This is a genomic window from Actinomycetospora sp. NBRC 106375 (genome assembly GCF_030269665.1).
Taxonomy (GTDB): domain Bacteria; phylum Actinomycetota; class Actinomycetes; order Mycobacteriales; family Pseudonocardiaceae; genus Actinomycetospora.
In genome coordinates this window covers 62310-88839 of sequence record NZ_BSTS01000006.1, presented here as the reverse complement: position 1 = coordinate 88839, position 26530 = coordinate 62310, and the positions used below count along the sequence as shown (strand labels likewise).

The window sequence follows — 26530 nt, the reverse complement described above, 5'->3', positions numbered from 1 at the left end:
TGGCACACAGGTCGCGTCCAGCATCGGGACAGCCCCGGGGACGACCGTGCCCGATCATGGCGTCCCCGCTCCTCGCCGCCCTGCGCTCCCCGCTGCGGCCGTCCGCCCCGCGCGTCCCCGCCGTGACGGGCACGCCGACCCGCCGTCGCGCGGGCGGGGGCGACGTGCGCCGGACGCGGTGGGGCCTGCCGGCGCTGCTCGTCGGCACCGCGGTGCTCTACCTGTGGGGTCTCGGGGCGTCGGGCTGGGCCAACGCCTACTACTCGGCGGCCGCGCAGGCGGGGGCGACGAGCTGGTCGGCGTGGTTCTTCGGTGCGTCCGACGCCCCCGGTCTGATCATGGTCGACAAGCCGCCCGCCTCGCTGTGGGTGATGGGTCTCTCGGCGCGCCTGTTCGGCGTGACCAGCTGGGCGATCCTCGTCCCCCAGGCCCTCATGGGGGTGGCGACGGTCGGGCTGCTGGTCGTCACCGTCCGCCGGTGGGCCGGGTCGGCCGCCGGGCTGCTCGCCGGCCTCGTGCTGGCGCTGACGCCGGTGGCCACGCTGATGTTCCGGTTCGACAACCCGGACGCGCTGCTCGTGCTCCTGCTGGTCGCGGGGGCGTGGGCGCTGGCCCGCGCCGTCGACGCCGACACCCCGCGCGGGGCCTGGCGGTGGCTGGCGCTCGCCGCGGCGCTCGTCGGCACCGGTTTCCTCACCAAGTCGCTGCAGGCGTTCCTCGTGCTGCCGGCGTTCGCCGCGGTCTGGCTCGTCGCCGGGCCGGGACGGGTGCGCGCCCGGCTGCTCGCGCTCCTGCCGACCGCCGTCGTGCTCCTGGTGGCCGCCGGTTGGTGGGTCGCCGTCGTCGAGCTGTGGCCCGCCTCGTCGCGGCCGTACGTCGGCGGCTCGCAGACGAACTCCGCGGTCGAGCTCCTGCTCGGCTACAACGGCCTCGGGCGCCTCACCGGTGACGAGACCGGCAGCGTCGGCCCCGGGGGCGGTGGCGGCGGTGGCGGCGGGCGCTCGAGCGGCTCGCTGCTCCAGCTGTTCTCCTCGGAGATGGCGGGCCAGATCTCCTGGCTGCTGCCCGCTGCCCTGCTGCTGCTCGTCGCGCTGCTCGCCCTGACGTGGCGGGCTCCCCGCACCGACCGCACCCGGGCCGCGGCGCTGCTCTGGGGCGGCGTCCTGATCGTCACGGGGGCGGTGTTCACGCTCTCGCAGGGGATCATCCACAGCTACTACACCGTGGCGCTGGCCCCCGCGATCGCCGCGCTGGTCGGGATCGGGACGGTCACGCTCGCGCGCCGGCGCGACCGGCTCGCCCACGGTGTCACGGCGGTCGTCGTCGCGGTGACCGCGGTCTGGTCGTGGTCGCTGCTGCGGGAGACGCCGACGTTCGTCCCGTGGCTGCGCGCGGTCGTGCTCGCCGGGGGCCTGGCCGTCGCCGCCGGGCTCGTGGTCCTGGCGCTGCGCCCGGCGTGGGGCCGGGCGGGCGCGGGCCGGGTCGCGGCGGCCGGTCTGTTGGCGGCCGCGGTCGTGCTCGGGATCGCGGGGCCGGCCGCCTCGTCGGTGGTCACCGCGGCCACCGCGCACGAGGGTGCGCTGCCCTCGGCGGGACCCGAGAGCGGTCGCGGTCCGGGCGGTGGGTTCCCGGGCGGTGGGTTCCCGGGCGGCGGGTCCCCGGGCGGTGGACCGGGCGGCCCCGGGGTCCCCGGGGCGGGCGGCCCGGGCGGCCCCGGGGTCCCCGGTGGGGCTCCGCCCGGCGCGGCGGCGCGGGACGGCGGCGGTCGGGGCGGCCCCGGTGGTGGCGGCGGGATGATGACGCTGCTCCGGGCGAGCCGGCCCTCGGCGGAGCTGACGGCGCTGCTGCGCGACGGCGCCGCCGGGCACACCTGGGTCGCGGCGGCCGTGGGCTCCAACGCCGCGGCGGGCTACCAGCTCGCCTCCGGGGCGCCGGTGATGGCGCTCGGCGGCTTCAACGGCACCGATCCGGCGCCGACGCTCGCGCAGTTCCAGGCGTACGTCGCGTCCGGGGCGGTGCACTGGTTCGTCGGTGACGAGAGCTCGGCGTCGATCTCCACCACGGACAGCGGCGGCAGCGACGACGCGGCCCGCATCGCGGCCTGGGTGGCGTCGCACTACCGCGCCACGTCGGTCGGCGGCACGACCGTCTACGACCTGACCGCCCCGGCGGCGGTGTGACGTGGACAGGCACAGCCCGCCCACAGGTTCGGCACACGACCGGTCCACGAACGACTCCGACGCTGCGATCATGACCGCAGCGACCCCGCTCCGCGCCCCGTCCGCAGGCCACTCCGCCGTCCGGGAGCCCATCGAGGCGACCGGAGGCGCCGTGCTCGACGTGGTCGTCCCCGTCTTCAACGAGGAGCGCGACCTCGGTCCGTGCGTGCGCCGGCTGCACTGCCACCTGACCGACGAGTTCCCCTACCCCTTCCGGATCACCGTCGCCGACAACGCCAGCACGGACGCGACCCTGGCGGTCGCCGAGGAGCTCGCCGGCGTGTACGACGAGGTCGAGGTGTCCCACCTCGACGAGAAGGGCCGCGGGCGGGCGCTGCGCGCGGTGTGGTCGGCGTCGGACGCCCCGGTGCTCGCCTACATGGACGTCGACCTCTCGACCGACCTCAACGCCCTGCTGCCGCTGGTGGCGCCGCTGATCTCCGGGCACTCCGACCTGGCGATCGGGTCCCGGCTCGCCCCGGCGTCGCGGGTGGTCCGCGGGGTCAAGCGCGAGGTGATCTCCCGCTGCTACAACGTGCTGCTGCGCGGCACGCTGCGGGCGCGCTTCTCCGACGCCCAGTGCGGGTTCAAGGCCATCCGCGGCGACGTGGCCCGCCGGCTGCTGCCGCTGGTCGAGGACACGGGCTGGTTCTTCGACACCGAGCTGCTGGTGCTCGCCGAGCGCTCCGGGCTGCGCATCCACGAGGTGCCCGTCGACTGGGTCGACGACCCGGACTCGCGCGTCGACGTCGTGTCGACCGCGATCGCCGACCTCAAGGGCGTCGCCCGCGTCGGGCGCGCGCTCGCCACCGGGGCGCTGCCGGTCGCCCGGCTGCGCGAGGAGTTCGGCCGCGAGCCGCTCTCGGCGGAACCGTCCCCGGACGAGATGGCCGGCGTGACGCCGGGCCTGACCGGGCAGATGGTGCGCTTCGCCGCGATCGGGATCGTGTCCACGCTCGCGTTCCTGCTGCTCTACACGCTGTTCCGCGGCGTGCTGGGCCCGCAGCCGTCGAACCTGCTCGCGCTGGTGATCACGGCGGTCGCCAACACCGCGGCCAACCGGCGCCTGACCTTCGGCATCCGCGGGCGCCGTCACGCCGGACGCTCGCAGGTCGAGGGCCTGGTGGTGTTCGGCCTGGGTCTGGTGCTGACGTCGGGCTCGCTGGCCGTGCTCGGCGTCGTCGCCCCGGCGGCGTCGCACGCCGTCGAGCTCGCGGTCCTCGTCGTGGCGAACCTCGTCGCGACCCTCCTGCGCTTCGTCGCCTACCGCGCCTGGGTCTTCCACCCCCGCCGCCAGCGCGCGTGAGGGTTGTCAGCGAAGTGCCGTCACAGACACTCAGCGTCCGTATCCGTACTTCGATCATGAACCCGGAGAACCGATGAGCACCGCGACCGACCCCGACATGGTCGCCACGTCAGCGCCGCCCGCCGACCCGAGCTCGCCCCCGCGCCCCCCGTGGGTCCGGCGGGCGTGGCGCGGGCGCGCCGACGACCCCCGCTGGGTGCGCCCGGCGCTGCTCGGCCTGCTCGCCGTCACCGCGCTGACCTACCTGTGGAACCTCGGCGCGACGGGCGACGCGAACACGTTCTACGCCGCCGCGGTGCAGGCCGGGACCCAGTCGTGGAAAGCCTGGCTGTTCGGTGCCCTCGACGCACCGGGACTGATCACCGTCGACAAACCGCCGGCCTCGTTGTGGGTGATGGCGCTGTCCGGGCGGATCTTCGGGTTCGGCCCGTGGTCGATGCTCGCGCCACAGGCCCTCATGGGCGTCGCGTCGGTCGGGCTGCTCTACCTCACCGCGCGGCGCTGGGCCGGTCCGCGCACCGCGCTAGCCGCCGGGGCGCTGCTCGCCGCGACACCGGTCGCGGTGCTGATGTTCCGGTTCAACAACCCCGACGCGATGCTCGTCCTGACCATGGTCGCGGCGCTGTACACGACGACCCGGGCGATCGACGCCGCCGGTCGGCGGGCCGGGACGTGGTGGATCGTCGCCACCGGTGCGCTCGTCGGCCTCGGCTTCCTCACCAAGCAGCTCCAGGTGATGCTCGTCGTCCCCGCCCTCGCGCTCGGAGTGCTCGTCGTCGCCCCGTCCCGCCTGCGCCGCCGGATCGGCGACCTGCTCGCGGGTGCCGCCGCGATCGTCGTGTCGGCCGGCTGGTTCGTCGCGCTCGTCGAGATCTGGCCGGCCTCGTCGCGGCCGTACATCGGCGGGTCGACGACCAACTCGCTGCTCGAGCTCGCGCTGGGCTACAACGGCCTCGGCCGCATCTTCGGCAACGAGCGCGGCGGGGGCGGCCCGGGCGGCGGACCCGGCGGCGGTGCACCCCCCGCGGGCGCACCCCGCGCGATGGGTGGTCCCGGCGGCATGGGTGGACCCGGCGCGATGGGAGGCCCCGGCGGCGGTCCCGGCGGCCCCGGCGGGGGCTTCGGCGGGCAGGCCGGGATCGAGCGGCTGTTCACCTCCGAGTTCTCCGGCCAGGCATCCTGGTTGCTGCCCGCGGCGATCGTGCTCCTCGCCGCCGCGCTCTGGGCCCTGCGGCGGGCCCCGCGCACCGACCGCACCCGCGGCCTGCTGGTCCTCGCCGGCGCGTGGATGCTCGTGCACGCGCTGGTCTTCAGCTACATGAGCGGGATCATCCACCCCTACTACACCGTGGCCCTGGCGCCCGGGATCGCGCTGACGACGGCCGTCGGGGCATCCGTCGTGTGGCGTCGCCGGACGGAGCTCTGGTCGCGGGTGGTCCTCGCGGTCGTCGTCGCGGGCACCGCGGCGTGGAGCGCGGTGATCCTCACCCAGCACGCGTGGCTCCCGTGGGCGCGCTGGGTGCTGCTCGTCGTCGGGGTCCTCGGCGCGCTCGCCGTGCTCGTCCCGCCGGCCCGGTGGAGTCGGGTCGCGACGGTGGGGGTGCTCGCCGCGCTCGTCGCCGTGCTGGGCGGGTCGACGGCGTTCGCGGCCGAGACGGCCGTGACCCCGCACCAGGGCTCGATCGTCAGCGCGGGCCCGCTCGGCGGAACAGGTGGCCCCGGCGGGGGGCCGGGCGGCCGCCGCGACGGCGGGGCGCGCGACGGTGCCCGCGGCGGTGCGACGAGGGGCGGCCCCGAGGGCGAGACCCCGTCACCACAGCTCGTCGCCCTCCTGCGGGGCGCGGGCACGCGGTGGGCGGCGGCGACCGACGGCGCCATGAGCCAGGCACCGCTGCAGCTCGCCAGCGGCGTCCCGGTGATGGCGATGGGCGGCTTCATGGGCAGCGACCCCGCCCCGACCCTGGCCGAGTTCCAGGCCGATGTCGCGTCGGGACAGGTGCGCTACTACGTCGAGGGCGGGGGCCCGGGCGGTGGGGCTCCCGGCCGGTCTCCCGGGGACGATGCCCGAGTCGGCCGCGGCGGGCCCGGCGCGCGGGGCACCACGGCGGAGATCCGCACCTGGGTGACCCAGCACTTCACGCCGATCGACGTCGGAGGGCGCACCGTCTACGACCTGAGCGCCCCGAGGTCCTGACCCGGACCACCGGCACGGCCGGTGCCCGCGAGGGCCGTGCGGACTCTCCCCCCGAGTTCGCGCGGCCCTCGCCCCGGCCGTCAGGCGGTGCGGTAGGCCGAGGTGAGGTGGGCGAAGACGACGACGTTGTCCACGTAGCTGCCGGCGCCGCCGTCGAACTCCCCACCGCAGGTGATCATGCGGAGCTCCCCGTCGGGCGTCGGCGCGTACACGGCCTCGGTGGGGAACGCGGCCTTCGCGACCTGCTCGACGCGGTCGACGGTGAAGACCGCGGTGGTGTCGTCGTCGCGGTGGACCTCGACGGCGTCGCCCGCCTTCATCCGCCCGATGTGGATGAAGGCGCCCTGCTCACCGCGGTAGTTGACGTGGGCCGCGAGCACGGCGGGGCCCACCTCGCCGGGGCTGACTCCGCCGTCGTACCACCCGACCGTCTCGGCGTCCCGCGGCACCTCGAGGGCGTCGTCGGGCCCCAGACCCAGGTCGGTGGTCTCGCGGGTGGAGAGCCCGATCGTCGGGGCGTCGACGCCGGTGATGTCCGCGGCGGGCAGCGGCACGGGGACGGGCACCCGCGTGCCGGGCGGGACCGGCGGACCGGCCGCCGCGGGGGGATCGGACGGGCCGCTGCCCTGCCCGACGAACGCCACGAGCACGCCGACCGCGAGCACGGCGAGCACGAGGGCGGCGATCCGGCCGTTCACCCGGTCGAGCATGCCCCCACGGAGCGGTGTCGGCGTGGGTCGGACGACCGGCGTGTCGGTCGGGCGGCTCAGATCGGCCGGTACGCCCCGGTGAGGTGCGCCCGGACGACGACGTTGTCCTGGTAGCTGTGGGTCCGCTCGTCGAACACGCCCCCGCAGGTGATCATGCGGAGCTGACTGTCGGGCGTCGGGCCGTAGACCGCGTCGGTCGGGAAGGCGTCCTTGGCGAACCGGTCGACGCTCTCGACGGCGAACACGGCGGTGGTGTCGTCGGCCCGGTGGACCTCGACGGTGTCGCCGGGCCGCAGCTGACCGAGGCGGGCGAAGGCGCCCTGCTCGCCGCGGAAGTCCACGTGCGCGGCGAGCACGGCCGGCCCGACCTCGCCCGGGCTCGCGCTGCGCTCGTACCAGCCGACCGTGGCCGCGTTGCTGGGCACGTCGAGGGAGTTGTCGTCGCGCAGGCCCAGGCTGGTGGTGTCGCCGGTGCTCAGCCCGATCGTCGGGGCGTCGACACCGGTGATCGGCGCCGCCGGCAGCGGCGTCGGCACGCTCACGCGCTCGGCCGGCGGCAGCGACGTGCTCCGCGGCCCCTCCGGTTCGTCGCCGCTGTTGAGGAACGCGACCAGGACGCCGACGGCGAGCACCGCGAGCACGAGAGCGGTGATGCGGCCGGTCGCCTTGTCGAGGACGCCCTCGCGCCGGGACGGGGTCTCCGGCGGTGCCTCGGGTGCGGCCACCTCAGACCGTCCGCCGCCGGGCCGCGACGACCTGGCCGCCGCGCACGACCCCGGCGCCCGCCCCGATGCCGGCGATCACCAGGAAGGCGACCTGACCGAACGTCGCACCCGACCCGGAGCCGTCACCCGTGGCGACGCCGCCGACGGGGTAGCCGTGGTGGTAGCGGGGACCGCCGACGCCCCACTCGCACGCCCGGCCGTCGTTGTCGCCGTCGAGGTTGTTCGGGTCCGACGGGTCGGCGATGAGCACCGCCTGGGCGTCCGCGCGGTCCGCGAAGTCCCAACAGTTCAGCAGGTACACGGGTCGGACCGGGACCACGTAGTGGTAGTACGGGCTCCCCGGGCCGTAGACCACCGGCGGCACGGTCACGGTCTCGGTCTCCGTGGTGACGCCGGTGGACGGCGAGGTGGTCGGCGACGACGTGCTCGACGAGCTGCCCGTGTCCGGGAGCGGCAGCGACGGGATGTCCGGGACCGGCGACGAGCCGTCGCCGTCGAGGAGCCCGGTGAGGCCGTCGATCAGGCCGCCGATCACCGACCCGAGGCTGTTGTCGCCCGAGCCCGAGCCCGAGCCGCTTCCGCCGCCGTCCCCGTCCTCCGCGACCGCGATCCCGGCGGTGGAGATCATCCCCGCCGCGACCAGCCCGACCAGCGCGCTCGCCACGCGCCGACGCCCGTTCCCCATGTCCCGACCCGATCTGTTCGCCCGTGTCCTCCGATCGCCCTAACGGCGTGGGCCTCGGATGGGTACGGATGTCGGCCTTGCCGTCTTCGTCGGGGCGCCGCGCTGTGATCACCGGCGACGACGTCGCGCCGTCACCTGAACGGGTGGTCTCCCAAGGCAGGCCAAAGATCCGGTAACGACGGTGACTCTCCGTGCGAAGCGTGGGTCATACGGCTGAGAGCACTCGGCCGCAGGCACCTGACGAGGAGTACGGATGAGGGGTCGACGGAGCAGCCGCAGCGCCGCGGTCGTGCTGGCCGGCTGCGTGGGACTGGCGGTGATGGCTCCGGGTCTGGCGCTCGCGGCGCCGATCACCAGCGCGACGACCGAGGCCGAGTGCAACGACGCCGGAGGGTCGTGGGTCGGCGGGGCGTGCGAGACCACGAGCTCCTCGACGACCACGACGACCACGACGACCACCTCGACCGCGCCCGAGACCGACACCTCGAGCTCCGTCCCCTCGGGCAGCGTCGCAGGGGTCACCCCGGCGGACGGCACCACCGACGCGGTCGACGGCGGCGGGTCGGCCACCCCCGGCTCCGGGAGCGGGCAGTCGAGCGCCGCCCGCAGTGCGGCGACCGCCCCGGGCTCGACGACGGGGACCGCCGAGACCACGACCGAGACCACCACCGCGACCGCGCCCACGACCACGGGCGGTGACGACGCCACCGGCGCCGGCGCCCCGGTGACCCGCGCGGCGGTCGCCGACAGCGGCCAGCAGCTCGCCCAGCAGCTCACGACCATCCAGCTGCCGGACGGCACCACGCTCCCGGTCACCTTCGAGCCCGGGAAGGGCAACCTGCCCCTCGGCGGGAACCGCCTCACCGAGCTGCCGTCGAACCCGACCGCCCAGCAGGTGTGCCGGTTCTTCGCGAGCGGGCTGTCCGTGCCCGACGCGCAGGTCACGCAGGTGAGCCAGGCGCTGACCGGCCTGTGCGACCGTCTCGCGGTCAACGGCACCGCCGACCCGGAGCAGGTGCAGCAGGAGGTCGTCCGCTGCTACCACGAGTGCGTCTCCTTCGACGTCCGGTCCGTGTACTTCACGTACTGGAACCACCGCTACGACGTCGACTGCGACGAGCTGACCTACGACGAGGCCAACGCGATCCTCGACTGGGACCGCTCCGACCCGTTCCGCCTCGACGGGGACGACGACGGTGTGGCGTGCGAGTGGAACGCGCACGACGACGACGAGGTCGCCTACGTCCACTACGACGGCTACCCCGAGGGTGGCGTCTCGACCGGTGACGGCAGCACGGGGACCGGCGCGTCGGACGTCGAGGTCGCGCTGGCGGCCGGCGCCCTCGCGGGCCTCGGTGTCACCGGCATGGTCGTGGTCCGTCGCTTCGCGCGGCAGGGCTGAGCGCCGTGACCACGACGACCGACCGCACCCCGGAACCGCGGGCCGACAGGACCGCGAAGGGCTCCGGCGTCGGGACCCGGGCGACGATCGGCATCCTCGTCGTCCTCGCGCTGCTCGCGGTGGTGGCCTACGTGCAGGGCGGCTCGTCCCAGCGCACCGGCCCCGCGACCGTCGAGCTCCCCGCCCAGCGGACCGCGGTGGCGCTGCCGCTCGAGCCCGCGGAGACGGCGGCGCTGCGCATCCCGTCGATCGGGGTCGACACCCGGCAGCTCACCGAGCTGGGCCAGACCGAGGACCGCCGCCTCGAGGTCCCGGGCGACGCCACGACCGTCGGCCACTACCGCGGCGGCGCGGCGCCCGGCCAGACCGGCCCGGCGATCTACGCCTCCCACGTGAACTACCACGGCGCGCAGGGCGGGTTCGCCCGTCTCGCCGACGTCGCGGCCGGCGACCAGGTGCTCGTCGAGCGCACCGACGGCGTCACGGTGGTCTACGCGGTAGACCGGGTCGCGGAGGTGTCGAAGAACGCCTTCCCGACCGCGGAGGTCTACGGGCCGACCGGCGACCCCGCGCTGCGGATGATCACCTGCGGCGGCGACTTCGACGCCGACGTGCGCAGCTACGAGGACAACATCGTGGTGTTCGGCCACGCCGTGGAGGCCTACCGCGCGTAGGTGGAGCACGGCACGCGAGCGACGGCCGGGTCCCTCTCGAGGAGGGGCCCGGCCGCCGGCGTGTCGGGTGAGCGTGTCGTCGCGACCGTGTGGCGATACGGACGCCAGGTGTCCGCGGTGGGCCACCGCTGATGGTTCTCAGGTGCCGTACAGCAAGCGGTCAGGCGGGCCACACCGTGCGCGCGCAGCGTGGTGGGCATGACGTCGATCGCGCACGCCCGGACCGTGCCCCTGCTCGACGCGCCGCCGCGGCGGGACGGGCGGGGCGGGGCGGTCGCCGGGCTGGTCGCGATCCTCCTCGGCGCCGGCACCGTGATCGTCTCCTACGTGGTGGGCGTGCTGGACGCCTCAGGCCGGGCCGTCGACGACGCGGTCCTGCGCGCCGCGCTCGGGCTCGGACTGCGTCGCGAGGCCCTCGATCTCCTGGAGATCGTCGGCATCCCCACGGTCGCGCTCGCCGTCGTCGCCCTGGCCGGCCTGGCCCTCGCCCGGGGACGGGGCGCCCGGGCGGTGTCCGTCGTCGCGCTGGTGCTCGGCGCCCAGCTGATCACCCAGGTGCTCAAGGCGGGCCTCGTGCGGCCCGACTCCACGGACGCCAACTCGCTGCCCAGCGGCCACGTCACCCTCGTCGCGTCGCTCGGCGTCGCCCTCGTGCTCGTCGTCCCGCGCGTGCTGCGGCCGCCGGCGGTCCTCGCCGGGCTCGCGGTCACGGGGATCGCGGGCGTGGCCACGATGGTCGCCGGGTGGCACCGTCCGAGCGACGTCGTCGCCGCGCTCGGCGTGGTCCTGGCGACCACCGGGGCGATCAGCCTCGCGGGGGCGCTGCTCCGGGGGCGACCGCGTCGACGATCTGCAGCACCGAGTCCGATCGCGTCGTGACACGCACGAACCCGTGGCGCACGAGGGCGTCGGCCATCTCGCCGCGCCGGAACAGCCGCGCCTGACCCCCGCGGGCGAGGACCTCGGTGAACGCGCGGAACGGGCCGCGCCCGTGGGCGGGCACGGTGACGGCGAGGCGCCCGCCCGGGCGGAGCACCCGCCGGAGCTGGGTCAGGGCGGTCTCGAGGTCCGGCACGAGCTGCAGGCACAGCGAGCAGCACACGGCGTCGAGGGACGCGTCCCGCAGCGGCAGCGCCATCGCGTCGGCGCGCGCGAACACGGTGTTCGCCGCCGTGACCGCCCGGGCGGCGCGGGTGAGCATCGCGGGGGAGAGGTCCGCGCCGATCACCAGCCCGTCGGCGCCGACGCCCTCGGCGAGGTGTCCGGTCAACGTCCCCGGACCGCAGGCGAGGTCGAGCACCGTCTCCCCGCCGACGAGGTCCAGGCGCCGGGCGACGCCGTAGAAGTCGCGGAACACCCCGCCCCCGACGAGGTCCGGCATGTGCGAGCCGTACCGGTCCCCGGCGCCGACCACCCAGTCGTAGACCCCGGCCCCGCCCCCGGACTCCCACAGGTCCTGGATGCGTCCGCGGGAGCCGGGGCGGCCCTCCACGAGGTCGACGTACGGCGCGTCCCCGTCGGGCAGCGGGACGGTGAGCAGGGGCGCGAGGCGGTCGCGAGCGGTCACGCCCCGGTCCCCTCGGCACGCACGGCGTCCCGCAACGCGTCGAACTCGGCGATGATCGCGTCGGCGAGGTCGTGCAGGTCCGGCAGGAGCTCCGCGCACCCGAGCAGGCCGAAGTCGAGCTGGTCGACGTAGCTCTGCACCGTCACGTTGAGCCCGACACCGTCGGCCACCGCGGACACCGGGACGTAGTGGGTCATGGCCGCGCTGCCGAGGTAGAGCGGCTCCCGCGGCCCCGGGACGTTGGAGACGATGAGGTTGAACGGCGCCGGCCCGATGGTCGACCACCGTGTCACCGCGCGGCTGATCGCCGTGGTCATGAGCGGGGCGCCGAGCCCGACGACGTCCGGGGTGAGCTCGCCGGGCAGGGCGGCGAACACCTGCTTGGCCAGCGCGAGCGCCTCGTGCGCCGCGCGCAGCCGCTCGAGCGGGCCGTCGACGTCGGTGGGCAGGGCGGCGACGGTGCCCGAGACGCGGTTGGTCCACCGGTCCTCCTCGTCGCCGCTGCGCAGCGACACCGGGACCATCGCGGTCAGCGGGTCGTCGGGCAGCTCGCCGCGGTCGAGCAGCCACCGCCGCAGCCCGCCGCCGCACAGCGCGACGACCACGTCGTTGATCGTCGCGCCGGCCTCCTTGCCGACCGCCTTGACCTCGGCCAACGGCAGCGAGCGGTGCGCGAACCGCCGGTACCGGCTGATCGGGTGGTTGAACGGCGTCGGCGGCGACGTCAGGGGCGGCAGCCGCGGCAGCCGTCCGTCCTCGTCGCGGGAGCGGCCGGCGTTGAGCAGCGAGCCCAGCGGACCCCGCAGCGTGCCCCGCACCCGGTCGGCCAGGTCGATCACCGACGGGTTGCGCGTGGCCCGCGCCAGGCTCTGGCCGGCGCGGGCGGCAAGCAGCAGCCCGCGGGCGGGCCGGCGCACCCCGTTCGCCGCGGCCCGGGCCAGCACCTCGGTGGTCGACGGCGCGGTCTCGGAGCGCCAGCGCCCGGCGCCGTCGGGTCGCTCCGCGTCGGGCGCGTCCTCGAGCATGAGCTCGAGCAGCTCGGCGCCCGCGGCCCCGTCGACGGCGCTGTGGTGGATCATCGTGAGGATCGCGAACCGGTCGTCCGCGAGCCCCTCGATCACGTGGGAGACCCACAGCGGGTGGTCGCGGTCCATCGGCGCCGCGACCAGGCGGCCGACCAGCTCGTCGAGGTCGGCGTCGGAGCCCGGCGGCGGCACCGCGCTGCGCCGCACGTGGAAGTCGAGGTCGAAGTCGGGGTCGGCGATCCAGTAGGGGTGGTCCAGGCCGAACGGCACCTCGACCAGCCGGCGACGCAGCGGCTCGAGCTGGTGGAGGCGGTCGGCCAGCTGGCGTCGCCACGTCGTGTGGGGCTCGAAGTCCGCCGACGGCCGCTCGAGGATCAGCAGCTGGCTGATGTGGGTGTACTGGTGGTCGTCCTCCGCGTCCAGGAACACGGAGTCCAGACCCGACAGCTGCTTCACGGCGGTGACCTCCTCGTCGGCGCGCGCCCAGTCTGTGGCCGGACGGGTGCGGGGGCCAGCCGAGTCCGGTTCGTGCGAACGGGCCCGCTGGGTTCACCTCATCGATGGACTCAAGCCGGGATGACCGTGATGCGTAACCTGCGAGCGCCCGCGCCCGTTGAGCGTTCCGGAGGGACGTTCACCCGATCGGTTGTTCATCCCTGACAGGCGAGCGGACGGAGAGCCAGGCATGGGCAGGCACCAGATGGCGGCGTCGTCCTCGGCGCGCGCCCGGGTGGCGCTCGGCGCGCTCCCCCTGGTCGCCACCGTCGGTGCGATCGGGATCGGCTCCGTGGTCATGAGCCCCGTCAGCTCCGACGCCGCCCTCGAGCCGCCGGCCGGGGGAGCGGGCGGCACGGGTGCCGGTCTCCCGGCGCCCTCCGTGCCGATCGGCCCGGGCCTCGCGCCCGCGCCGGTCCAGGTGCTCGACCTGGCCGCGACCGACGGCGCGGTGACGGCCGACCGCGGCGGTCCCGGCGGCACGACCGCAGGCGCGCGATCCGCCGGGAGCGGCGACCGCACCACCGCCGTGCGCCGGGCCACGGCAGGCGCCGGCGGCGCGGACGCGACCTCGGCGCGCACCGCCGCGGGCCGTGGCCCCGGCGCCGCGGGAGGCACCTCCGGAGGCGGCACCGCGGGCGGCGGGTCGGGTGGCTCCGGCGGCGGCTCCGACCACGGTGCGGGCGGTTCGGGCGGCGGTGCCGGCAGCACGGGCGGCTCGGCCGGCTCCGGCGGGTCGGGGAGCTCCGGGGAGTCCGGGATCTCGGGCGGCTCGGGCGGCTCGGGCGGTGGCCTGATCGGCGGGGTCGTCGGCGGCCTGGGCTCGACGGTCTCCGGCGCGACGTCGCTGCTGTCGTTCGGCGACTCGTCGTCGTCGGACTCCTCGCTGCTGTCCTTCGGTTCCTGAGGTCCGCTCCGCGATTCCCCCGGATCACCTGCGGCGATGTTCACATCGACCGTTTATATAGTTAGGTGATACAACGGTCGGGTGACGACATCGACCGACGAGCGCCTGGCGACCGCGGCCGCGCTCGACGCCTTCGCGGCGTGGGCGATCCGGTCCACCGCGAGCCGTGACCTCAGCCTGACGACGGCCGCGACGCTGGCCACGCTCGACCGCGACGGCCCGCAGCGGCTCTCCGATCTCGCGCTCCGGGAGGGCGTGACGCAGCCGAGCATGACGGCGCTGGTCACGCGGCTCGAGCGCGACGGGTTCGCCGTCCGCGGCGACGACCCGAGCGACCGGCGCGCCGTGGTCGTGTCGCTGACCGACGCCGGTCGCGAGGTCCTCGTCACCCGGCGCACGCGGCGGGCGTCCCGCCTGGCCGCGCTGCTCGACGAGCTCGATCCGGAGGAGCGCGCCGCGATCGCCGCGGCCGCCGGTGCCCTCGCCCGCCTGACCCTCAATCGCACCGACCCCGCCCGAGGAGAGTCGTGAGCACGGACACGAAGCGAAGCGGAGCTGGACCGTCGGGTTCGGCACACGCCGGATCGCAGACCGGCAGCCCGTTCCGCCAGCCGAAGGCCGTCTGGGCGGTGGCGTTCGCCTGCGTCATCAGCTTCATGGGCATCGGTCTGGTCGACCCGATCCTGCCGGCGCTGGCCAGCCAGCTGCAGGCGACGCCCGCGCAGGTGTCGCTGCTGTTCACCAGCTACCTGCTCATCACCGCGGTGATGATGCTCGTGACCGGCTGGGTCTCCAGTCGCATCGGCGCCAAGGCCACCCTGATCACGGGCCTGACGATCATCGTGGTGTTCTCCGCGCTCGCCGGTGCCTCGGGCTCGATCGGGGAGATCGTCGGGTTCCGCGCGGGCTGGGGTCTCGGCAACGCGCTCTTCATCGCGACCTCGCTGGCGGTGATCGTCGCGTCGGCCAGCGGCGGCTTCGCCGGCGCGATCATCCTCTACGAGACCGCGCTGGGCGTCGGGATCGCGCTCGGGCCGCTGGTCGGCGGGCTGCTCGGCTCGGTGAGCTGGCGGGCCCCGTTCTTCGGGGTCGCCGTGCTCATGGCGATCGCGCTGATCGCGACGCTCGTGCTGCTGGACAAGACACCGAAACCGGCGAAGAAGATCAGTCTGCTCGACCCGATCAAGGCCCTGCGCCACCGCAGCCTCGCGACGATCGCGCTGACCGCCTTCGCCTACAACTGGGGCTTCTTCACCCTGCTCGCGTACTCGCCGTACTCGATGGGCGGGCTCGACGAGCTCCAGCTCGGTGGGGTCTTCACGGCCTGGGGCGTGCTCGTCGCGATCTTCGCGGTGTTCGTCGCGCCGTGGCTCGAGCGACGCTTCGGCACGGTCCGGGTGCTCTACTGGGTCCTCGGCCTGCTGGCGGTCGACCTCGCCGTCATCGCGTACTGGAACGACACCCCGAGCGTGGTCATCGGCGCCGTGATCGTCGCCGGCGCGATGATCGGGCTCAACAACACGCTGGTCACCCAGGCCGTCATGTCGGTCGCACCGGTCGAGCGCCCCGTCGCGTCGGCGTCGTACAGCTTCGTGCGCTTCCTCGGCGGCGGCCTGGCCCCGTGGGTCGCCGGTCTCATCGCCGAGGCGTTCCTGCCGAACACGCCCTTCTGGGTCGGCGCCGTCGTCGTCGCCGTCGGCATCCTGATCCTGGCCACCGCGCACCGGCTGCTGCGCTCCGTCGAGACCGCCCAGGCCGAGGAGGTCGCGGAACCCGCCGACGAGGTGGCCGTGTCCGACGCGGCGCGTCCCGTCCTCGTGGCCGTCGACGGGGCGCCGCACGCCCCGGCCGTCGCCGCGGCGGGCGGGCGGCTGGCGGCGCTGCTCGGTGCCCCGCTCGTCGTCGTCCACGTGCCCGAGAGCGCCGTCGTCGACGCGGCGGCGGCCGACGACACCGACCTGGGCCTGGACCGTTCCGTCGCCGCCGCCCGCGCGGCGCTGGACCCGTCGGCGTCGGTGACGACCGAGACGCTCGCGGCGGTCGGCACCCACGGCGACGTCGGTGGCGAGCTCGTCGCGGTGGCCCGTCGCCGCGACGCCCGCGCGGTCGTGGTGGGGCGGCCGCAGGGTGGCGCCCTCGCGGGCCTGGCCTCGCCGAGCGCCGACCGCGCGCTCTGGACCCACGGCCCGTGCCCGATCGTCGTCGTCCCCGACGGCGCCGATGATCGACGTCCCGATACGGACGCTCAGCGTCCGCGAGGGCACGTCGCTGACCACCCCGGGTCGTCGGTGCGCGGGCGGGTCCGCGACAGGGACGGGCACCCGCGGCGGGCCGTCGTCACGCTCATCGACCCCGACGGCCAGCAGCTCGGCCGCACCGAGGCGGGTCCCGACGGCGCCTACCGGCTCGAGGTCACCGGGCGGCGCACGGGCACGGCGCTGCTGCTGGCCCGCGGGCGGGACGACACGCACGGGCACGCCGAGCCGACCGTCGTCCCGGTGGCCCTGGACGGCGAGGTCGTGCACGACGTCGTGCTCACGGGGGCGGCCGTGCCGGCCGGTCGCTGACCCCGCACAGGAACGGGCCCGGCCCACCGTGACGGTGGACCGGGCCCGTTGGAGTGTGTGCGGCGGCGTCAGCCGGGGATCGCGACCTGGCCGGGCACGCCCGCGAAGACGTCGCTCACCCCGGGGAAGTCCGGCACCTCCGGGGCGTCCGGGAAACCGGGGACCTCGACGCCGTTGAACGTGTTGCCTTGCCCGTTGCCCTGGCCGGCGATGTTGCACTTCGTCACGCCGTAGTTGTTGCCGCCCTCGGCGTCGGACGTGACGTTGCAGTCGTCGCCGTGGTGCGCCTCGTGGGCCGAGGCGAGCGGCGCGGCGGCCATGAGGCCGGCGGTGACGCCGACGGAGACGAGGCCCAGCTTCTTCAGCACGGAAACTCCAGTGGTGTGTCGGGGGAGCAGGAGCGCGGGGCCGACCGGGGAGCAGTGCGGCACCGAACGCCTCGGAGGAGCAACGAGGCTGTGACGTCCTCGTGACTTCCGCTGAGGAGTGCCACCCGATCGAGGGATCAACTCCGCGGAACTCTCTCCCGAGGACGACGACGGCCCGGCCACCGTCCGGTGGCCGGGCCTCGTGGCGATCTGGTGAGGACTAGGAGACCGCGGACTCCTCGGGAGTCGCGGGCGCCTCGGGGAGCTCGATCGGCACCTCGGACCCGGCGTCGCCGCCGATGGCCACGGCGACGTCGTTGCCACTGAGGTTGCCGTTGAGGATGTCGTTGCAGACGATGTTGCCGACGTTGTTGCCGCCGACCGGAACCTGCGCGACCGCGTTGCCCAGGAACGCGTCGCCGTCGATGCCACCGTTGGCCTCGGCGCTGCCGCCGTTGACGTTGCAGTCGGACGACGAGCCGTGGTCGCCGTGGTGGCGGTTCGAGTGGTCCGACTCGTGGGCGGAGGCGATCGGGGCGACGGCCACGAGGCCGGCGGTGACGCCGAGGGTGACGACGCCCAGCTTCTTCAGCACGGGATCTCCTGATGTTGTGTCGGGGAGCGGCGTGGGCCGAACAGGTGTCTCGCACAGTGCCCACACTCGAAGGGCCCAACGAGGGCTTGGCGGGCGTGTTACCTCTGTGGGACCGGAAGCCCCCGATCGTGGGACGCGCCCGCGGGGCGGTCCCCGACACACGAAGGCCCGGCCACCGATCGGATGGCCGGGCCTTCGCGCGCGTGTCGCGGTGACGCCGTGCTAGTCCGGGGTGACCGCGGAGCCCAGGACGCTGATCGCGACGTGGTTGCCGCTGACGTTGTCGTTCAGGATGTCGTTGCAGACGATGTTGCCGACGTTGTTGCCGCCCACCGGAACCTGCGCCACGGCGTTGCCGAGCACCGAGTCACCGTCGATGCCGCCGTTGGCCTCGGCGCTGCCGCCGTTGACGTTGCAGTCCGAGCTGTCGTGCCCGCGCTTGTGGTGGTCACCGTCGTGCCCGTGGCCGGGGTCCTCACCGGCCGAGGCGAAGGGCGCGGCCGCGAGCAGGCCCGCGGCGACCGCGATCGTGACGGTGCCGGCTTTCTTGAACAATGTTCCCCCAGGGGATTCGCTGGTACTGCGCGATGGGTGTTGCGGAGTGGCGGCCGGCGGGGCCGGGACGCCGAAGGTGGGCCGCCCGGTCAGGGCGGCCCACCGGCGAAGGGACCTCAGACGGGCAGGCCCGGCAGCGCGTCGCCGAGGACGCTGACGGCCACGTCGTTGCCGCTGAGGTTGTCGTTCAGGATGTCGTTGCAGGTGATGTTGAGGATGTTGTTGCCACCGATCGGGGCCTGCGCGAGCACGTTGCCGGCGAACGAGTCACCGTCGATGCCGCCGTTGGCCTCGGCCTCGCCGCCGTTGACGTTGCACGAGCCCGAGCTCTCGTGGCCGCCGTGGCCGCCGTGGCCGTGGCCACCGTGCGACTCGGTGGCGGACGCGAACGGGGCGGCGACGACGAGGCCCGCGGCCACACCGACACCCACAACACCCAGCTTCTTGATCACATGAACTCCTCGTAGAGCTTGTCGGGGGAGTCGGGACTCACTCGCGGGGTCCGCCCGTCGCGGCGGGCAAGGACGCTGGCGATGTGTCCCCGAGGAGCCACCGCCCGGGCTTGATCGGCCCCGGGGGTGACGTCACGGGGTCCAACGAGGTGGTCACGGCGCGGTTACGCAGCGAAATCGCGGGCCGGATTTTCGTGACTCAATGTACACGCTGAGCAGGATCGAGGGCGCACGAATCGCCACACCGCCGAGTGGCGCGGGCTCCCGGACGGCCCAGCGGATGACCAGCGCGTCGAGCGACGGGCCTGCCACGCCCCCCGATCGGGCGTCACGATGTGGTCCACGCCGCTCCGGTGCGGTCCTCGCCGACCGTGACGGCGCGGTCGGCCGCACGCTGCGCCGGACGTGGGGGACGATGCCGGGGCTCGGCGGGGGTTCTGGCGGGCACGTCCGGCGACCGGAAGGCGGTGGGTGTGGGTCAGGCGCTGCGCGAGCTCGTCGACGACGTCCTCGATCTCGAGCGCATCGAGCGCGACATCTTCCGGGGCCGCAGTCCCCGGGAGTCGCTGCTGCGGGTGTTCGGTGGCCAGGTCGCCGGGCAGGCGATGGTGGCGGCGGGCCGCACCGTCGACGGGGACCGCGGCGTCCACTCCCTGCACGGCTACTTCCTGCGCCCCGGGGATCCGTTCGCGCCGATCGTGTACGAGGTCGACCGCACCCGCGACGGCCGCTCGTTCACCACCCGGCGGGTCACGGCCGTCCAGCACGGCGAGACGATCTTCACGATGTCGGCGTCGTTCCAGCGCCCGGAGGCCGGCGTCGACCACCAGGCGCCGATGCCGGACACGCCGTCCCCCGACGGGCTCCAGCGCCGCGACATGGCCCCGGTCCCGGGCGACCGCCCCGCGTACACGACGACCGGGCGGCGGCTGACCTGGCCGCTCGACGTCCGCTACGTCGATCACTCGCCGTGGGACGAGAGCGCCGAGCGCGACCCGTGCAACCGCGTCTGGGTCCGCGCGGACGGCGAGCTCCCCGACCCCGAGTCGGCCGGTGGGCGCCTGCTGCACGCCTGCGTGCTCACCTACGCCAGCGATCTCACCCTGCTCGAGGCGGCGGTCTTCCCGCACGTCGTCGGCGGCGCGGCCTCGGGGGAGGTGAGCCTCGCGAGCCTTGACCACGCCGTCTGGTTCCACCGACCGTTCCGGGCTGACGAGTGGCTGCTCTACGTCCAGGAGTCGCCCAGCGCCGGCGGCGGCCGCGGGCTGGCGAGCGGCCGGTTCTACACGCGCGACGGCGTCCTCGTCGCCTCCGTCGTCCAGGAGGGCCTCATCCGCCGCCGCCGTACCTGAGGGGCGGGACGCGCGGGTCCGGCGTCGGCCGCCCGTCCGAAGAACTCGAAGTCCTCGGGGTCGAAGCGCCGGGTCTCGAGCCAGTACCGCACGGTGTAGCCCGGCCAGATGGTGCGGTTCACGCCCTGCGCGTCGAGGTACCAGCTCGTGCACCCGCCGCGGGTCCAGATGCCCTTCGCGAGCCGCCGCTGCACGCCGGCGTTGGACCGTTGCTGCACCTCGGCGCGCACGTCGAGCCCGCCCATGCCGGCCTCGTGCACCGCCCGGACGGCCTGCGCGACGTAGCGGGTCTGGCACTCGATCATGAACACGACCGAGTTGTGGCCCAGGCCGGTGTTCGGCCCGAGCAGGAAGAACAGGTTCGGGAAGTCCGAGACGGTGATGCCGAGGTGGGTCGCCATGCCCCCGGCGGCCCAGACGTCCCGCAGCGTCCGGCCGCCGCGCCCGCGGATCTCGAGACCGTCGAACGCGTCGGTGACGTGGAAGCCGGTGCCGTAGATGATCACGTCGACGTCGCGCTCGGTGCCGTCACCGTCGACGATCGACGAGCCCCGCACCTCGTGCACCCCGCCCGTGATCACCTCGACGTCGAGGCGGGCGAGCGCGGGGTAGTAGTCGTTCGAGACCAGCACCCGCTTGCACCCGATCGAGTAGTCGGGCGTCAGCTTCGCGGCCAGGTCGGGGTCGTCGATCTGGTGCTCGATGTGCTTGGTCGCCAGCCACTCGACGGGCCTGAGCAGCGCCGGGTGGGCGTTGAAGCCCACCGCGCGCGACTCGAGCGCGGTGTACATCGCAGCCCGGTAGGTGCGGTGGAGGCGCGGGTGGCGGGCGAAGAAGGCGCGCCGGCGCTCCGAGAGCGGCCGGTCGCCTTTGGGCAGCACCCAGGCCGGGGTGCGCTGGTAGAGCTGCACCTGGGCCGCGACCCCGGCGATCTGCGGGACGAACTGGATCGCGCTCGCCCCGGTGCCGATCACGGCGACCTTCTTGCCGCGCAGGTCGACGTCGTGGTCCCACTGCGCGGAGTGGAAGGAGGGGCCGGCGAAGGAGCCCGCGCCGGGGAGGTCCGGCGTCTTCGGCAGGTGCAGGGCGCCGACGCCGGACACGAGGAAGCGCGCGGTCCACCTCCGGCCGCCGCGGGTGTGCACCGTCCAGGTGCGGCGCTGCTCGTCCCAGCTCGCCCCGGTCATCTCCTGGCCGAAGCGGACGTGACCGCGCAGATCGTTCTCGTCGGCGACGCGCTCGAGGTAGGCGCGGATCTCGGACTGCGGGGAGTAGGAGCGCGACCAGTCGGGGTTCGGCACGGTCGAGAGCGAGTACATGTGCGACGGGATGTCGCACGCGCAGCCGGGATAGGTGTTGTCGCGCCACGTGCCGCCGAGGGTGTCGGCCTTCTCGAGCAGCACGACGTCGTCGATGCCCGCGCGGCGCAGCGCGAGGAGCTGGCCGAGCCCCGAGAACCCGGAGCCGACGACGAGGACCTCGTGCGTGGGCTCCTGGTCAGGCGCTGACACGGGTGACGTCCTCCTGGGCGATGACCTCGGTGGTGGTGATCGGGGGCGCGGCGAGCAGCCCCGCGACGTGGGCGGCGACCTCGTCGGCGCGCTCGAGATTGATCATGTGTCCGGCGCCCGGGAGCAGCACCAGCCGGGCGTCGGGCAGCGCCGCCGCGATCGCCCGCGCGTGGCGCTGCGGGCAGAGCCGGTCGCGGTCGCCGACGAGCACGACGGTCGGGGTGCCGGACAGGGCGGCGAGCGCGGTGCGGCGGCGGTGCTCGGCGATCGAGGCGCGGAACGCCGCCACGCTCGGCGGGTGGGCGGCGAGCGCCTGCTCGGCGACCGACAGGACGTCGGCCCGCCGGGGCCGGTGCCCGAAGACGAGCGCGCGCACCGCGGGGGCGAGCAGCGTCGCCCGGGAGCGGGGGCGGGCCCCGCCGGCCCGGCCGACGTCACCGATCTCGCCCGCCGGCGCGCGGTGGCCCAGGCGCGCGGTCAGCGGTCCCAGCGCGTGCTCGATGCGGCCCACGGCCTCGCCGCGCCGGCCGGGCAGGGCGAGGTCGAGGCGCGCCATGTCGTCGCTCGCCGTCGCGACGAACGCGATCCCGACGACCCGCTCGGCCACCAGCCCCGGGTGGCGCTCGGCGAGCGCCATGAGCGTCATGCCCCCCATGGAGTGGCCGGCGAGCACGAGCGGGCCGTCCGGGACGCGCTCGGCCAGCAGCGCGGCGAGGTCGTCGGCGGCCGTATCGATGGTCGCCGTGCCCCGGGCCGCGGCGTCCGACCCGCCGTGGCCGCGGTGGTCGTAGCGCAGGACGCGCGCGGACACGCCGGTGCGGCGCAGGTCGTCGACGACCCGGTCCCAGGTGCGCAGGTCCTGCGACCACCCGTGGACGAGCACGAGGGTCGGGCCGTCGCCGTCCCCCGTCCGCCCGGTGTCCGCGACGCGCAGCCGGGTGCCGTCCGGCGTCGTGAAGCGATCGACGCGCTCCTCCACGGCGGGCTCCTCCTGTCGTCGCAGCGGTCCCTAGTCCCCCAGGAGAAACGACCGGCGCCACCACGTCATGCCCGGGTGACCGACGAGACCCGCCTCGTCGAGGAACGGCATGATCTTCTCGCCCGCCCAGCGGATCATCTCGTGGTGGTGCGGGTTGCCCAGGGCGGCGCGGCGACCCACCGCGGGGTCGATGCCGACGGCCGCGTAGACCTTCGGGTTGATCAGGCTGCGCACGACCATCATCGAGACGTAGGCGATGACGAAGCGCTGGTAGGCCTTCTCGGCCGGTCCGAGCTGCGCCATCCCGCGGGTGACCTCGTCGCGGGCGAAGGAGACGTGGCGTGCCTCCTCCATGATGTGGATCTTGTTGACCTGGCGCATCAACGGCTGGATGTTCTCGTCGTTCGCCTGCTCGCGCTGCAGCCGGTCGAGCACCTCCTCGGCGACGAGGATGGAGCCGTAGGCCGCGGGGCCCCAGCTGATCACCGAGAAGAGCTTGCCGAGCTGGCGGATCCGCTCCTGCGGGCCGTAGGGCTCGACGCCCGCGGTGTGCACCATGCGGGCGAACATCTGCGAGTGCCGGCACTCGTCGGCGACCTCGGTGAGCGCGAACTGCGCCCGCGGCGTGGTCGGGTCCTCGGCGTAGAAGTCCTTGAGCAGGCGCTGCATGAGCAGGACCTCGAACCACAGGCCGACCGAGGCGACGCTGCACGCCTCGTGCTTGCCGAGCTCGACGCGCTGCTCGGGGGTCATCCGGTCCCAGAGCTCGGTGCCGTAGAGCGAGACGCGGTGCTCGGGCACCCAGATCTTGTCCGCGGGCAGCGGGGCGTCCCAGTCGATGTCGACGGCGGGGTCGTACGACTTCTTCGCCGACGACTTCAGGAGGCGCTCGGCCGTCACATGACGATCGGCTGCGTGGCGATCGGTCGTGGGGGCGCTCATGGCTGGGTGGTCCTCCTGCTCGCCGCGACTGTGTCCCGTACATCCGGTAACCCGCACCCGGTGTACGTCTTACCGCTGGTAACTGTAACCAGTGGTAGCGTGCGGACCCGTGCCGGACGATGTCAAGCCGAACCGCCCCGGGAACGCCCCCTCGCGTGACGGGCGTCGCACCCGCTGGGAGAAGCACCGCACGCAGCGGCGCGCCGAGTTCGTCGAGGCCGCGATGCGCGTGCTCGCCGACGTCGGTCCGGACTTCGGCATCGAGCAGGTCGCGGTCGAGGCCGGGGTCACCAAGCCCGTGCTCTACCGGCACTTCTCCGACAAGGCCGACCTCGTCGAGGCCATGGGTGAGCGGGCGACGGAGATCCTCCTCGACCGCCTGATCCCGGCGCTGAACAGCGAGGAGGCGCCGCTCCCGCGCATCCGCAAGTCGATCGACGCCTTCTTCGGGACGCTGGACGACTACCCCAACCTCTACTGGGTGCTGGCCCGGCACACGCCGATCGACGGCCGCGGCTCCGACGTCGTCCGCGAGGACAAGGAGATCATCGCGACCGCGCTGTCGGCGATGCTCGGCGACTACCTGCGCGCCTTCGGGCTCGACTCCGGTCCCGCCGAGCCGTGGGCCTACGGCGTCGTCGGCTTCGTCCAGAACACCGCGGAGTGGTGGCTCGACCGCCAGTCCATGAGCCGCGAGTCGGTCGTCGAGTACCTCACGACGCTGGTGTGGGCGGCCATCGACGGCTTCGCCCGCCAGCGTGGCGTCTCCATCGACCCCAACGTCCCCCTCGAGATCAACAAGGTGGTCCAGCTCAGGGCCGGCGAGAAGAACACGAACACCGATCGAGCAGTGAGGAGCCCGGAGCGATGACGCCGGCGGCAGCACCCGAGCACGGTCACGAGCACGACGAGGACGGCTACACCGGCCCGGCGACCCTGGTGGTCGACGACGTCGAGTACGCCGTCGACGTGACCCTCGTCGGGCACTTCGAGCCCCTCGACGGCCGCTACCACTGGTACGGCCGCGTCGCCGTCCACGCCGAGCTGGACGCCGCCCTCGGCGGGAAGAAGCGCCCCGCCCGGGTCACCACCCCGGCCGGCGACGCCGACGGCGAGCTGTCCGACGTCGACCCCTGGGGCCGCTACCGCCTCGCGGGCACGTCGACGCCGCCGTTCGCGGTCGAGTCGGCCGGCAGCCTCGAGACGGCCTCCGAGGTTGCCGAGGCCGCCGGGGCCTCCGCCTGATGGCCGCCCGCGACGCGCAGAGCCGCGCGGTCGCCGAGCGCGAGGCCGCCGCGCACGGGCTGGACCTCGACACCGTCCTGTCGCTGGCCACGCCGCAGCGCGCGGTCCGGGTGATCGGCGGGCTGATCGGCGACACCGTGGCGTTCGGGCCGGTCCCGGCCGGACCCCACGACATGGCGACCGCGTCGGCCACCGGCACGGTCGGGCGGCTGACCGCGTGGCGCGACGGCGTCACCCGCGTGATCGTCTGCGTGCCGGTGGCGCTCGACCTCGCCGTGGACATCGGGTCGCGCCGCGTCCCGGCCGAGGTCGACCTCGTGGTGCGCGTCGGTCTCGTCGGCCGCGCGGCGCCGGGCGCGGTGGAGATCGACGTCGAGGCGATCGCGAACGAGGACATCGACGCCGACATCCGCACGCGCGGCGTGGGCGGGGTGTTCCTGCGCCGCCTCGGCGACCTCGACGCGGAGATCCGCCACCACGTCGGCGTCTACGTCTCCACCCTCCTCGCGACCCCCGAAGCCATGGCGGAGTGCCGGATCGCGGTCTGACACGTGAGCAGTTGGCGCCCCGATAGGGGCGCCAACTGCTCACATTGGGGGTCAGGGGCGGGAGACCTTGATCAGCTCGTCGCGGTCGACGACCTTGACGCGCGGGCGGCCGCCGGGCTCGCCGCGGCCGCGTTCGTGGGCGTCGATGGCCTCCCACCCGGTCTGGTCGACCAGGTCGGGGCAGCGGTCGCGCAGCCAGTCCTCGACGTCGTCGGGGTGCTCGACCGGGGTCTGCTCGGCGAGGTCGGCGAGCAGGTGGCGGACGGTCTCGTTCGCGTCCTTCTTGTTGGTGCCGATGATCCCGGTGGGTCCGCGTTTGATCCAGCCGACGACGTACTCGCGGCGGTGGTCGTCGCTGTGCTCGCCGATGCGGCCCTCGGTGTGGGGCACGGTGCCGGTGTCCTCGTCGAACGGGACGCCGGGCAGGGCGAGGCCGCGGTAGCCCACCGCGCGCAGCACGAGCCCGGTCGGGATGGTCTCGCGCTCGCCGGTGTCGACCGCGCGGGTGCGTCCGCTGTCGTCGGTCTCGAGGCGGTTGACCCCGAGCACGATCTCCTCGACCTTCCCGTCGCCGCGGATCTCCACCGGCGAGCGGTAGAAGCGGAACTCCATGCGCTGGCGGGCGTCGGGGTCGGGGCCGGACTCGGCGAAGCCGCGCAGGATCTCCAGGTTGCGGCGGGTGCCCTTGGCGAGCGTGTCGTCGTCGGCGATGCCCGCGGGCACCTGCTCGGGGTCGACGACGACGCCGAGGTCGTCGATGTCGGCGAGCTCGCGCAGCTCGGTGGTGGTGAACGACGCCTGGACCGGGCCGCGGCGCCCGCAGATCAGCGCCTCGCGCACCCCGGAGCCGACCAGGGCGTCGAGGGCGTGGTCGGCGGTGTCGGTGGCGCGCAGGTCGGCCTCGGTGAGCAGGACCATCCGCGCGACGTCGAGGGCGACGTTCCCGGCGCCGATCACCACGACCCGCTCGGTGTCCAGCGGCGGCGCGAGGTCGACGTAGTCGGGGTGGCCGTTGTACCAACCGACGAAGTCGACCGAGGCGATGCTGCCGGGCAGGTCCTCGCCGGGGATGCCGAGACGCCGCTCGGTCTGCGAGCCGACCGCGTAGACGATCGCGTCGTAGCGCTCCAGCAGCTCGTCGCGGGTGACCACGCCGGGCTCGGCGGGGTCGTCGCCCAGGTGGACGTGGCCGAAGAACCGGAACCCCTCGCGCCGGGCGGTCTTGTCGTACTGGGCGCTCACCGACTTGATCTTCGGGTGGTCCGGGGCGACGCCGGCGCGCACCAGACCCCACGGGGTGGCCAACCGGTCGAACATGTCCACCCGCACGTCGGGTCCCTCGCTCGCCGCAGCGTCCAGCAGCGCGGCCGCGGCGTAGAAGCCCGACGGCCCGGAACCGACGATCGCGACGTGGTGGGGTCGCGTCGTGTGATTCTCCACGCGGATCATCGTGGCCCACCCGGCCGCCGGGCGCACCCGTCCGGCCCAGGGCCGCCACACGGCACGC

General features: G+C 74.6%; 26 protein-coding genes. 13 read left to right on the top strand and 13 right to left on the bottom strand.

What is annotated here, in order from left to right; all coding sequences use genetic code 11:
• The first annotated feature begins 56 nt into the window (after nucleotides 1-56).
• From QSK03_RS11860 to QSK03_RS11850, 3 genes are all read left to right on the top strand, one after another.
• Nucleotides 57-2180 (top strand): ArnT family glycosyltransferase, encoded by a 2124-nt coding sequence (locus QSK03_RS11860; RefSeq protein ID WP_285651998.1) that lies wholly within the window; start codon nucleotides 57-59, stop codon nucleotides 2178-2180.
• A 70-nt stretch (nucleotides 2181-2250) separates the two neighbouring features.
• Entirely contained in the window at nucleotides 2251-3525 is a 1275-nt protein-coding gene (locus QSK03_RS11855) for a bifunctional glycosyltransferase family 2/GtrA family protein (RefSeq protein ID WP_285651995.1), read from the top strand.
• A gap of 73 nt (nucleotides 3526-3598) precedes the next feature.
• Nucleotides 3599-5719, top strand: a complete 2121-nt coding sequence (locus QSK03_RS11850) for a glycosyltransferase family 39 protein (protein ID WP_285651993.1) — start codon at nucleotides 3599-3601, stop codon at nucleotides 5717-5719.
• A gap of 80 nt (nucleotides 5720-5799) precedes the next feature.
• Here the strand turns inward: QSK03_RS11850 and QSK03_RS11845 are convergent, their stop codons facing one another.
• From QSK03_RS11845 to QSK03_RS11835, 3 genes are read right to left on the bottom strand one after another with little or no spacing between them, the layout of a single operon-like run.
• Entirely contained in the window at nucleotides 5800-6429 is a 630-nt protein-coding gene (locus QSK03_RS11845) for a class F sortase (RefSeq protein WP_285651991.1), read from the bottom strand.
• 56 nt (nucleotides 6430-6485) lie between these two features.
• The gene (locus tag QSK03_RS11840) at nucleotides 6486-7154 is read right to left on the bottom strand and encodes a class F sortase (RefSeq protein WP_285651988.1); all 669 of its coding nucleotides are present in this window, start codon (nucleotides 7152-7154) and stop codon (nucleotides 6486-6488) included.
• 1 nt (nucleotide 7155) lies between these two features.
• Nucleotides 7156-7839, bottom strand: coding sequence for a hypothetical protein (locus QSK03_RS11835; protein ID WP_285651986.1), 684 nt, complete (start codon nucleotides 7837-7839; stop codon nucleotides 7156-7158).
• A gap of 253 nt (nucleotides 7840-8092) precedes the next feature.
• Here QSK03_RS11835 and QSK03_RS11830 point away from each other — a divergent pair, with 253 nt between their 5' ends.
• The 3 genes from QSK03_RS11830 (at nucleotide 8093) to QSK03_RS11820 (ending at nucleotide 10794) form a co-directional block, all read left to right on the top strand.
• Complete coding sequence (locus QSK03_RS11830) at nucleotides 8093-9241, top strand: excalibur calcium-binding domain-containing protein (protein ID WP_285651984.1); 1149 nt, start codon at nucleotides 8093-8095, stop codon at nucleotides 9239-9241.
• A 5-nt stretch (nucleotides 9242-9246) separates the two neighbouring features.
• Nucleotides 9247-9915, top strand: coding sequence for a sortase domain-containing protein (locus QSK03_RS11825; RefSeq protein ID WP_285651983.1), 669 nt, complete (start codon nucleotides 9247-9249; stop codon nucleotides 9913-9915).
• A gap of 198 nt (nucleotides 9916-10113) precedes the next feature.
• Complete coding sequence (locus tag QSK03_RS11820) at nucleotides 10114-10794, top strand: phosphatase PAP2 family protein (protein WP_285651981.1); 681 nt, start codon at nucleotides 10114-10116, stop codon at nucleotides 10792-10794.
• Here the strand turns inward: QSK03_RS11820 and QSK03_RS11815 are convergent.
• Both QSK03_RS11815 and QSK03_RS11810 read right to left on the bottom strand, forming a co-directional pair.
• A complete protein-coding gene (locus QSK03_RS11815; RefSeq protein ID WP_285651978.1) occupies nucleotides 10721-11482 on the bottom strand; it encodes a class I SAM-dependent methyltransferase in 762 nt (253 codons plus the stop codon). The two genes, QSK03_RS11820 and QSK03_RS11815, sit on opposite strands and share 74 nt — an antisense overlap.
• On the bottom strand, nucleotides 11479-12963 hold the full coding sequence (locus tag QSK03_RS11810; protein WP_285651975.1) for a WS/DGAT/MGAT family O-acyltransferase: 1485 nt from the start codon (nucleotides 12961-12963) through the stop codon (nucleotides 11479-11481). Before QSK03_RS11810 ends, QSK03_RS11815 begins: the two co-directional genes overlap by 4 nt.
• A 229-nt stretch (nucleotides 12964-13192) precedes the next feature.
• On the opposite strand from QSK03_RS11810, the gene QSK03_RS11805 reads away from it, so the two are divergent.
• From QSK03_RS11805 to QSK03_RS11795, 3 genes are all read left to right on the top strand, one after another.
• Nucleotides 13193-13909, top strand: coding sequence for a hypothetical protein (locus QSK03_RS11805; protein WP_285651972.1), 717 nt, complete (start codon nucleotides 13193-13195; stop codon nucleotides 13907-13909).
• Nucleotides 13910-13990: 81 nt separating this feature from the next.
• On the top strand, nucleotides 13991-14440 hold the full coding sequence (locus tag QSK03_RS11800; protein ID WP_285651971.1) for a MarR family transcriptional regulator: 450 nt from the start codon (nucleotides 13991-13993) through the stop codon (nucleotides 14438-14440).
• Nucleotides 14437-16476, top strand: coding sequence for an MFS transporter (locus QSK03_RS11795; protein ID WP_285651968.1), 2040 nt, complete (start codon nucleotides 14437-14439; stop codon nucleotides 16474-16476). Before QSK03_RS11800 ends, QSK03_RS11795 begins: the two co-directional genes overlap by 4 nt.
• A gap of 68 nt (nucleotides 16477-16544) precedes the next feature.
• Here QSK03_RS11795 and QSK03_RS11790 read toward each other — a convergent pair whose 3' ends face one another.
• From QSK03_RS11790 to QSK03_RS11775, 4 genes are all read right to left on the bottom strand, one after another.
• Nucleotides 16545-16844 carry a hypothetical protein gene (locus tag QSK03_RS11790; RefSeq protein ID WP_285651966.1) on the bottom strand — a complete coding sequence of 100 codons (300 nt, stop codon included), beginning with the start codon at nucleotides 16842-16844 and terminating at the stop codon, nucleotides 16545-16547.
• Between the two features lie 220 nt (nucleotides 16845-17064).
• The gene (locus QSK03_RS11785; RefSeq protein WP_285651962.1) at nucleotides 17065-17439 is read right to left on the bottom strand and encodes a hypothetical protein; all 375 of its coding nucleotides are present in this window, start codon (nucleotides 17437-17439) and stop codon (nucleotides 17065-17067) included.
• A gap of 222 nt (nucleotides 17440-17661) precedes the next feature.
• Nucleotides 17662-17994, bottom strand: a complete 333-nt coding sequence (locus tag QSK03_RS11780; RefSeq protein ID WP_285651959.1) for a hypothetical protein — start codon at nucleotides 17992-17994, stop codon at nucleotides 17662-17664.
• A gap of 116 nt (nucleotides 17995-18110) precedes the next feature.
• Entirely contained in the window at nucleotides 18111-18446 is a 336-nt protein-coding gene (locus QSK03_RS11775; RefSeq protein ID WP_285651956.1) for a hypothetical protein, read from the bottom strand.
• Nucleotides 18447-18919: 473 nt separating this feature from the next.
• Here QSK03_RS11775 and QSK03_RS11770 point away from each other — a divergent pair, with 473 nt between their 5' ends.
• Nucleotides 18920-19798, top strand: a complete 879-nt coding sequence (locus QSK03_RS11770) for an acyl-CoA thioesterase (RefSeq protein ID WP_285651953.1) — start codon at nucleotides 18920-18922, stop codon at nucleotides 19796-19798.
• Here the strand turns inward: QSK03_RS11770 and QSK03_RS11765 are convergent.
• Genes QSK03_RS11765 through QSK03_RS11755 form a run of 3 tightly spaced genes read right to left on the bottom strand, consistent with a single transcriptional unit; the run spans nucleotide 19729 to nucleotide 23230 of the window.
• Complete coding sequence (locus tag QSK03_RS11765; protein WP_285651952.1) at nucleotides 19729-21309, bottom strand: flavin-containing monooxygenase; 1581 nt, start codon at nucleotides 21307-21309, stop codon at nucleotides 19729-19731. The genes QSK03_RS11770 and QSK03_RS11765 overlap by 70 nt on opposite strands.
• Nucleotides 21296-22288: an alpha/beta fold hydrolase gene (locus QSK03_RS11760; RefSeq protein ID WP_285651950.1), complete on the bottom strand. Its 993-nt coding sequence runs from the start codon at nucleotides 22286-22288 to the stop codon at nucleotides 21296-21298. The genes QSK03_RS11765 and QSK03_RS11760 overlap by 14 nt, the downstream gene beginning before the upstream one ends.
• A gap of 30 nt (nucleotides 22289-22318) precedes the next feature.
• Nucleotides 22319-23230, bottom strand: a complete 912-nt coding sequence (locus tag QSK03_RS11755) for an AurF N-oxygenase family protein (protein WP_285651948.1) — start codon at nucleotides 23228-23230, stop codon at nucleotides 22319-22321.
• Between the two features lie 109 nt (nucleotides 23231-23339).
• On the opposite strand from QSK03_RS11755, the gene QSK03_RS11750 reads away from it, so the two are divergent.
• Genes QSK03_RS11750 through QSK03_RS11740 form a run of 3 tightly spaced genes read left to right on the top strand, consistent with a single transcriptional unit; the run spans nucleotide 23340 to nucleotide 25023 of the window.
• Nucleotides 23340-24101, top strand: a complete 762-nt coding sequence (locus QSK03_RS11750) for a TetR/AcrR family transcriptional regulator (RefSeq protein WP_285651946.1) — start codon at nucleotides 23340-23342, stop codon at nucleotides 24099-24101.
• A complete protein-coding gene (locus tag QSK03_RS11745; protein ID WP_285651944.1) occupies nucleotides 24098-24475 on the top strand; it encodes a DUF4873 domain-containing protein in 378 nt (125 codons plus the stop codon). Before QSK03_RS11750 ends, QSK03_RS11745 begins: the two co-directional genes overlap by 4 nt.
• A complete protein-coding gene (locus QSK03_RS11740) occupies nucleotides 24475-25023 on the top strand; it encodes a hypothetical protein (RefSeq protein WP_285651943.1) in 549 nt (182 codons plus the stop codon). Before QSK03_RS11745 ends, QSK03_RS11740 begins: the two co-directional genes overlap by 1 nt.
• A gap of 51 nt (nucleotides 25024-25074) precedes the next feature.
• Here the strand turns inward: QSK03_RS11740 and QSK03_RS11735 are convergent, their stop codons facing one another.
• Nucleotides 25075-26463 carry an FAD-dependent oxidoreductase gene (locus QSK03_RS11735; protein WP_285651940.1) on the bottom strand — a complete coding sequence of 463 codons (1389 nt, stop codon included), beginning with the start codon at nucleotides 26461-26463 and terminating at the stop codon, nucleotides 25075-25077.
• Nucleotides 26464-26530: the final 67 nt, after the last annotated feature.

What these genes read in the sequence shown, in the direction of transcription:
- QSK03_RS11860 (WP_285651998.1), top strand. Translation starts at nt 57, where the DNA reads ATGGCGTCCCCGCTCCTCGCCGCCCTGCGCTCCCCGCTGCGGCCGTCC.
- QSK03_RS11855 (WP_285651995.1), top strand. Translation starts at nt 2,251, where the DNA reads ATGACCGCAGCGACCCCGCTCCGCGCCCCGTCCGCAGGCCACTCCGCC.
- QSK03_RS11850 (WP_285651993.1), top strand. Translation starts at nt 3,599, where the DNA reads ATGAGCACCGCGACCGACCCCGACATGGTCGCCACGTCAGCGCCGCCC.
- QSK03_RS11845 (WP_285651991.1), bottom strand. Translation starts at nt 6,429, where the DNA reads ATGCTCGACCGGGTGAACGGCCGGATCGCCGCCCTCGTGCTCGCCGTG.
- QSK03_RS11835 (WP_285651986.1), bottom strand. Translation starts at nt 7,839, where the DNA reads ATGGGGAACGGGCGTCGGCGCGTGGCGAGCGCGCTGGTCGGGCTGGTC.
- QSK03_RS11830 (WP_285651984.1), top strand. Translation starts at nt 8,093, where the DNA reads ATGAGGGGTCGACGGAGCAGCCGCAGCGCCGCGGTCGTGCTGGCCGGC.
- QSK03_RS11820 (WP_285651981.1), top strand. Translation starts at nt 10,114, where the DNA reads ATGACGTCGATCGCGCACGCCCGGACCGTGCCCCTGCTCGACGCGCCG.
- QSK03_RS11805 (WP_285651972.1), top strand. Translation starts at nt 13,193, where the DNA reads ATGGGCAGGCACCAGATGGCGGCGTCGTCCTCGGCGCGCGCCCGGGTG.
- QSK03_RS11755 (WP_285651948.1), bottom strand. Translation starts at nt 23,230, where the DNA reads ATGAGCGCCCCCACGACCGATCGCCACGCAGCCGATCGTCATGTGACG.
- QSK03_RS11745 (WP_285651944.1), top strand. Translation starts at nt 24,098, where the DNA reads ATGACGCCGGCGGCAGCACCCGAGCACGGTCACGAGCACGACGAGGAC.
- QSK03_RS11740 (WP_285651943.1), top strand. Translation starts at nt 24,475, where the DNA reads ATGGCCGCCCGCGACGCGCAGAGCCGCGCGGTCGCCGAGCGCGAGGCC.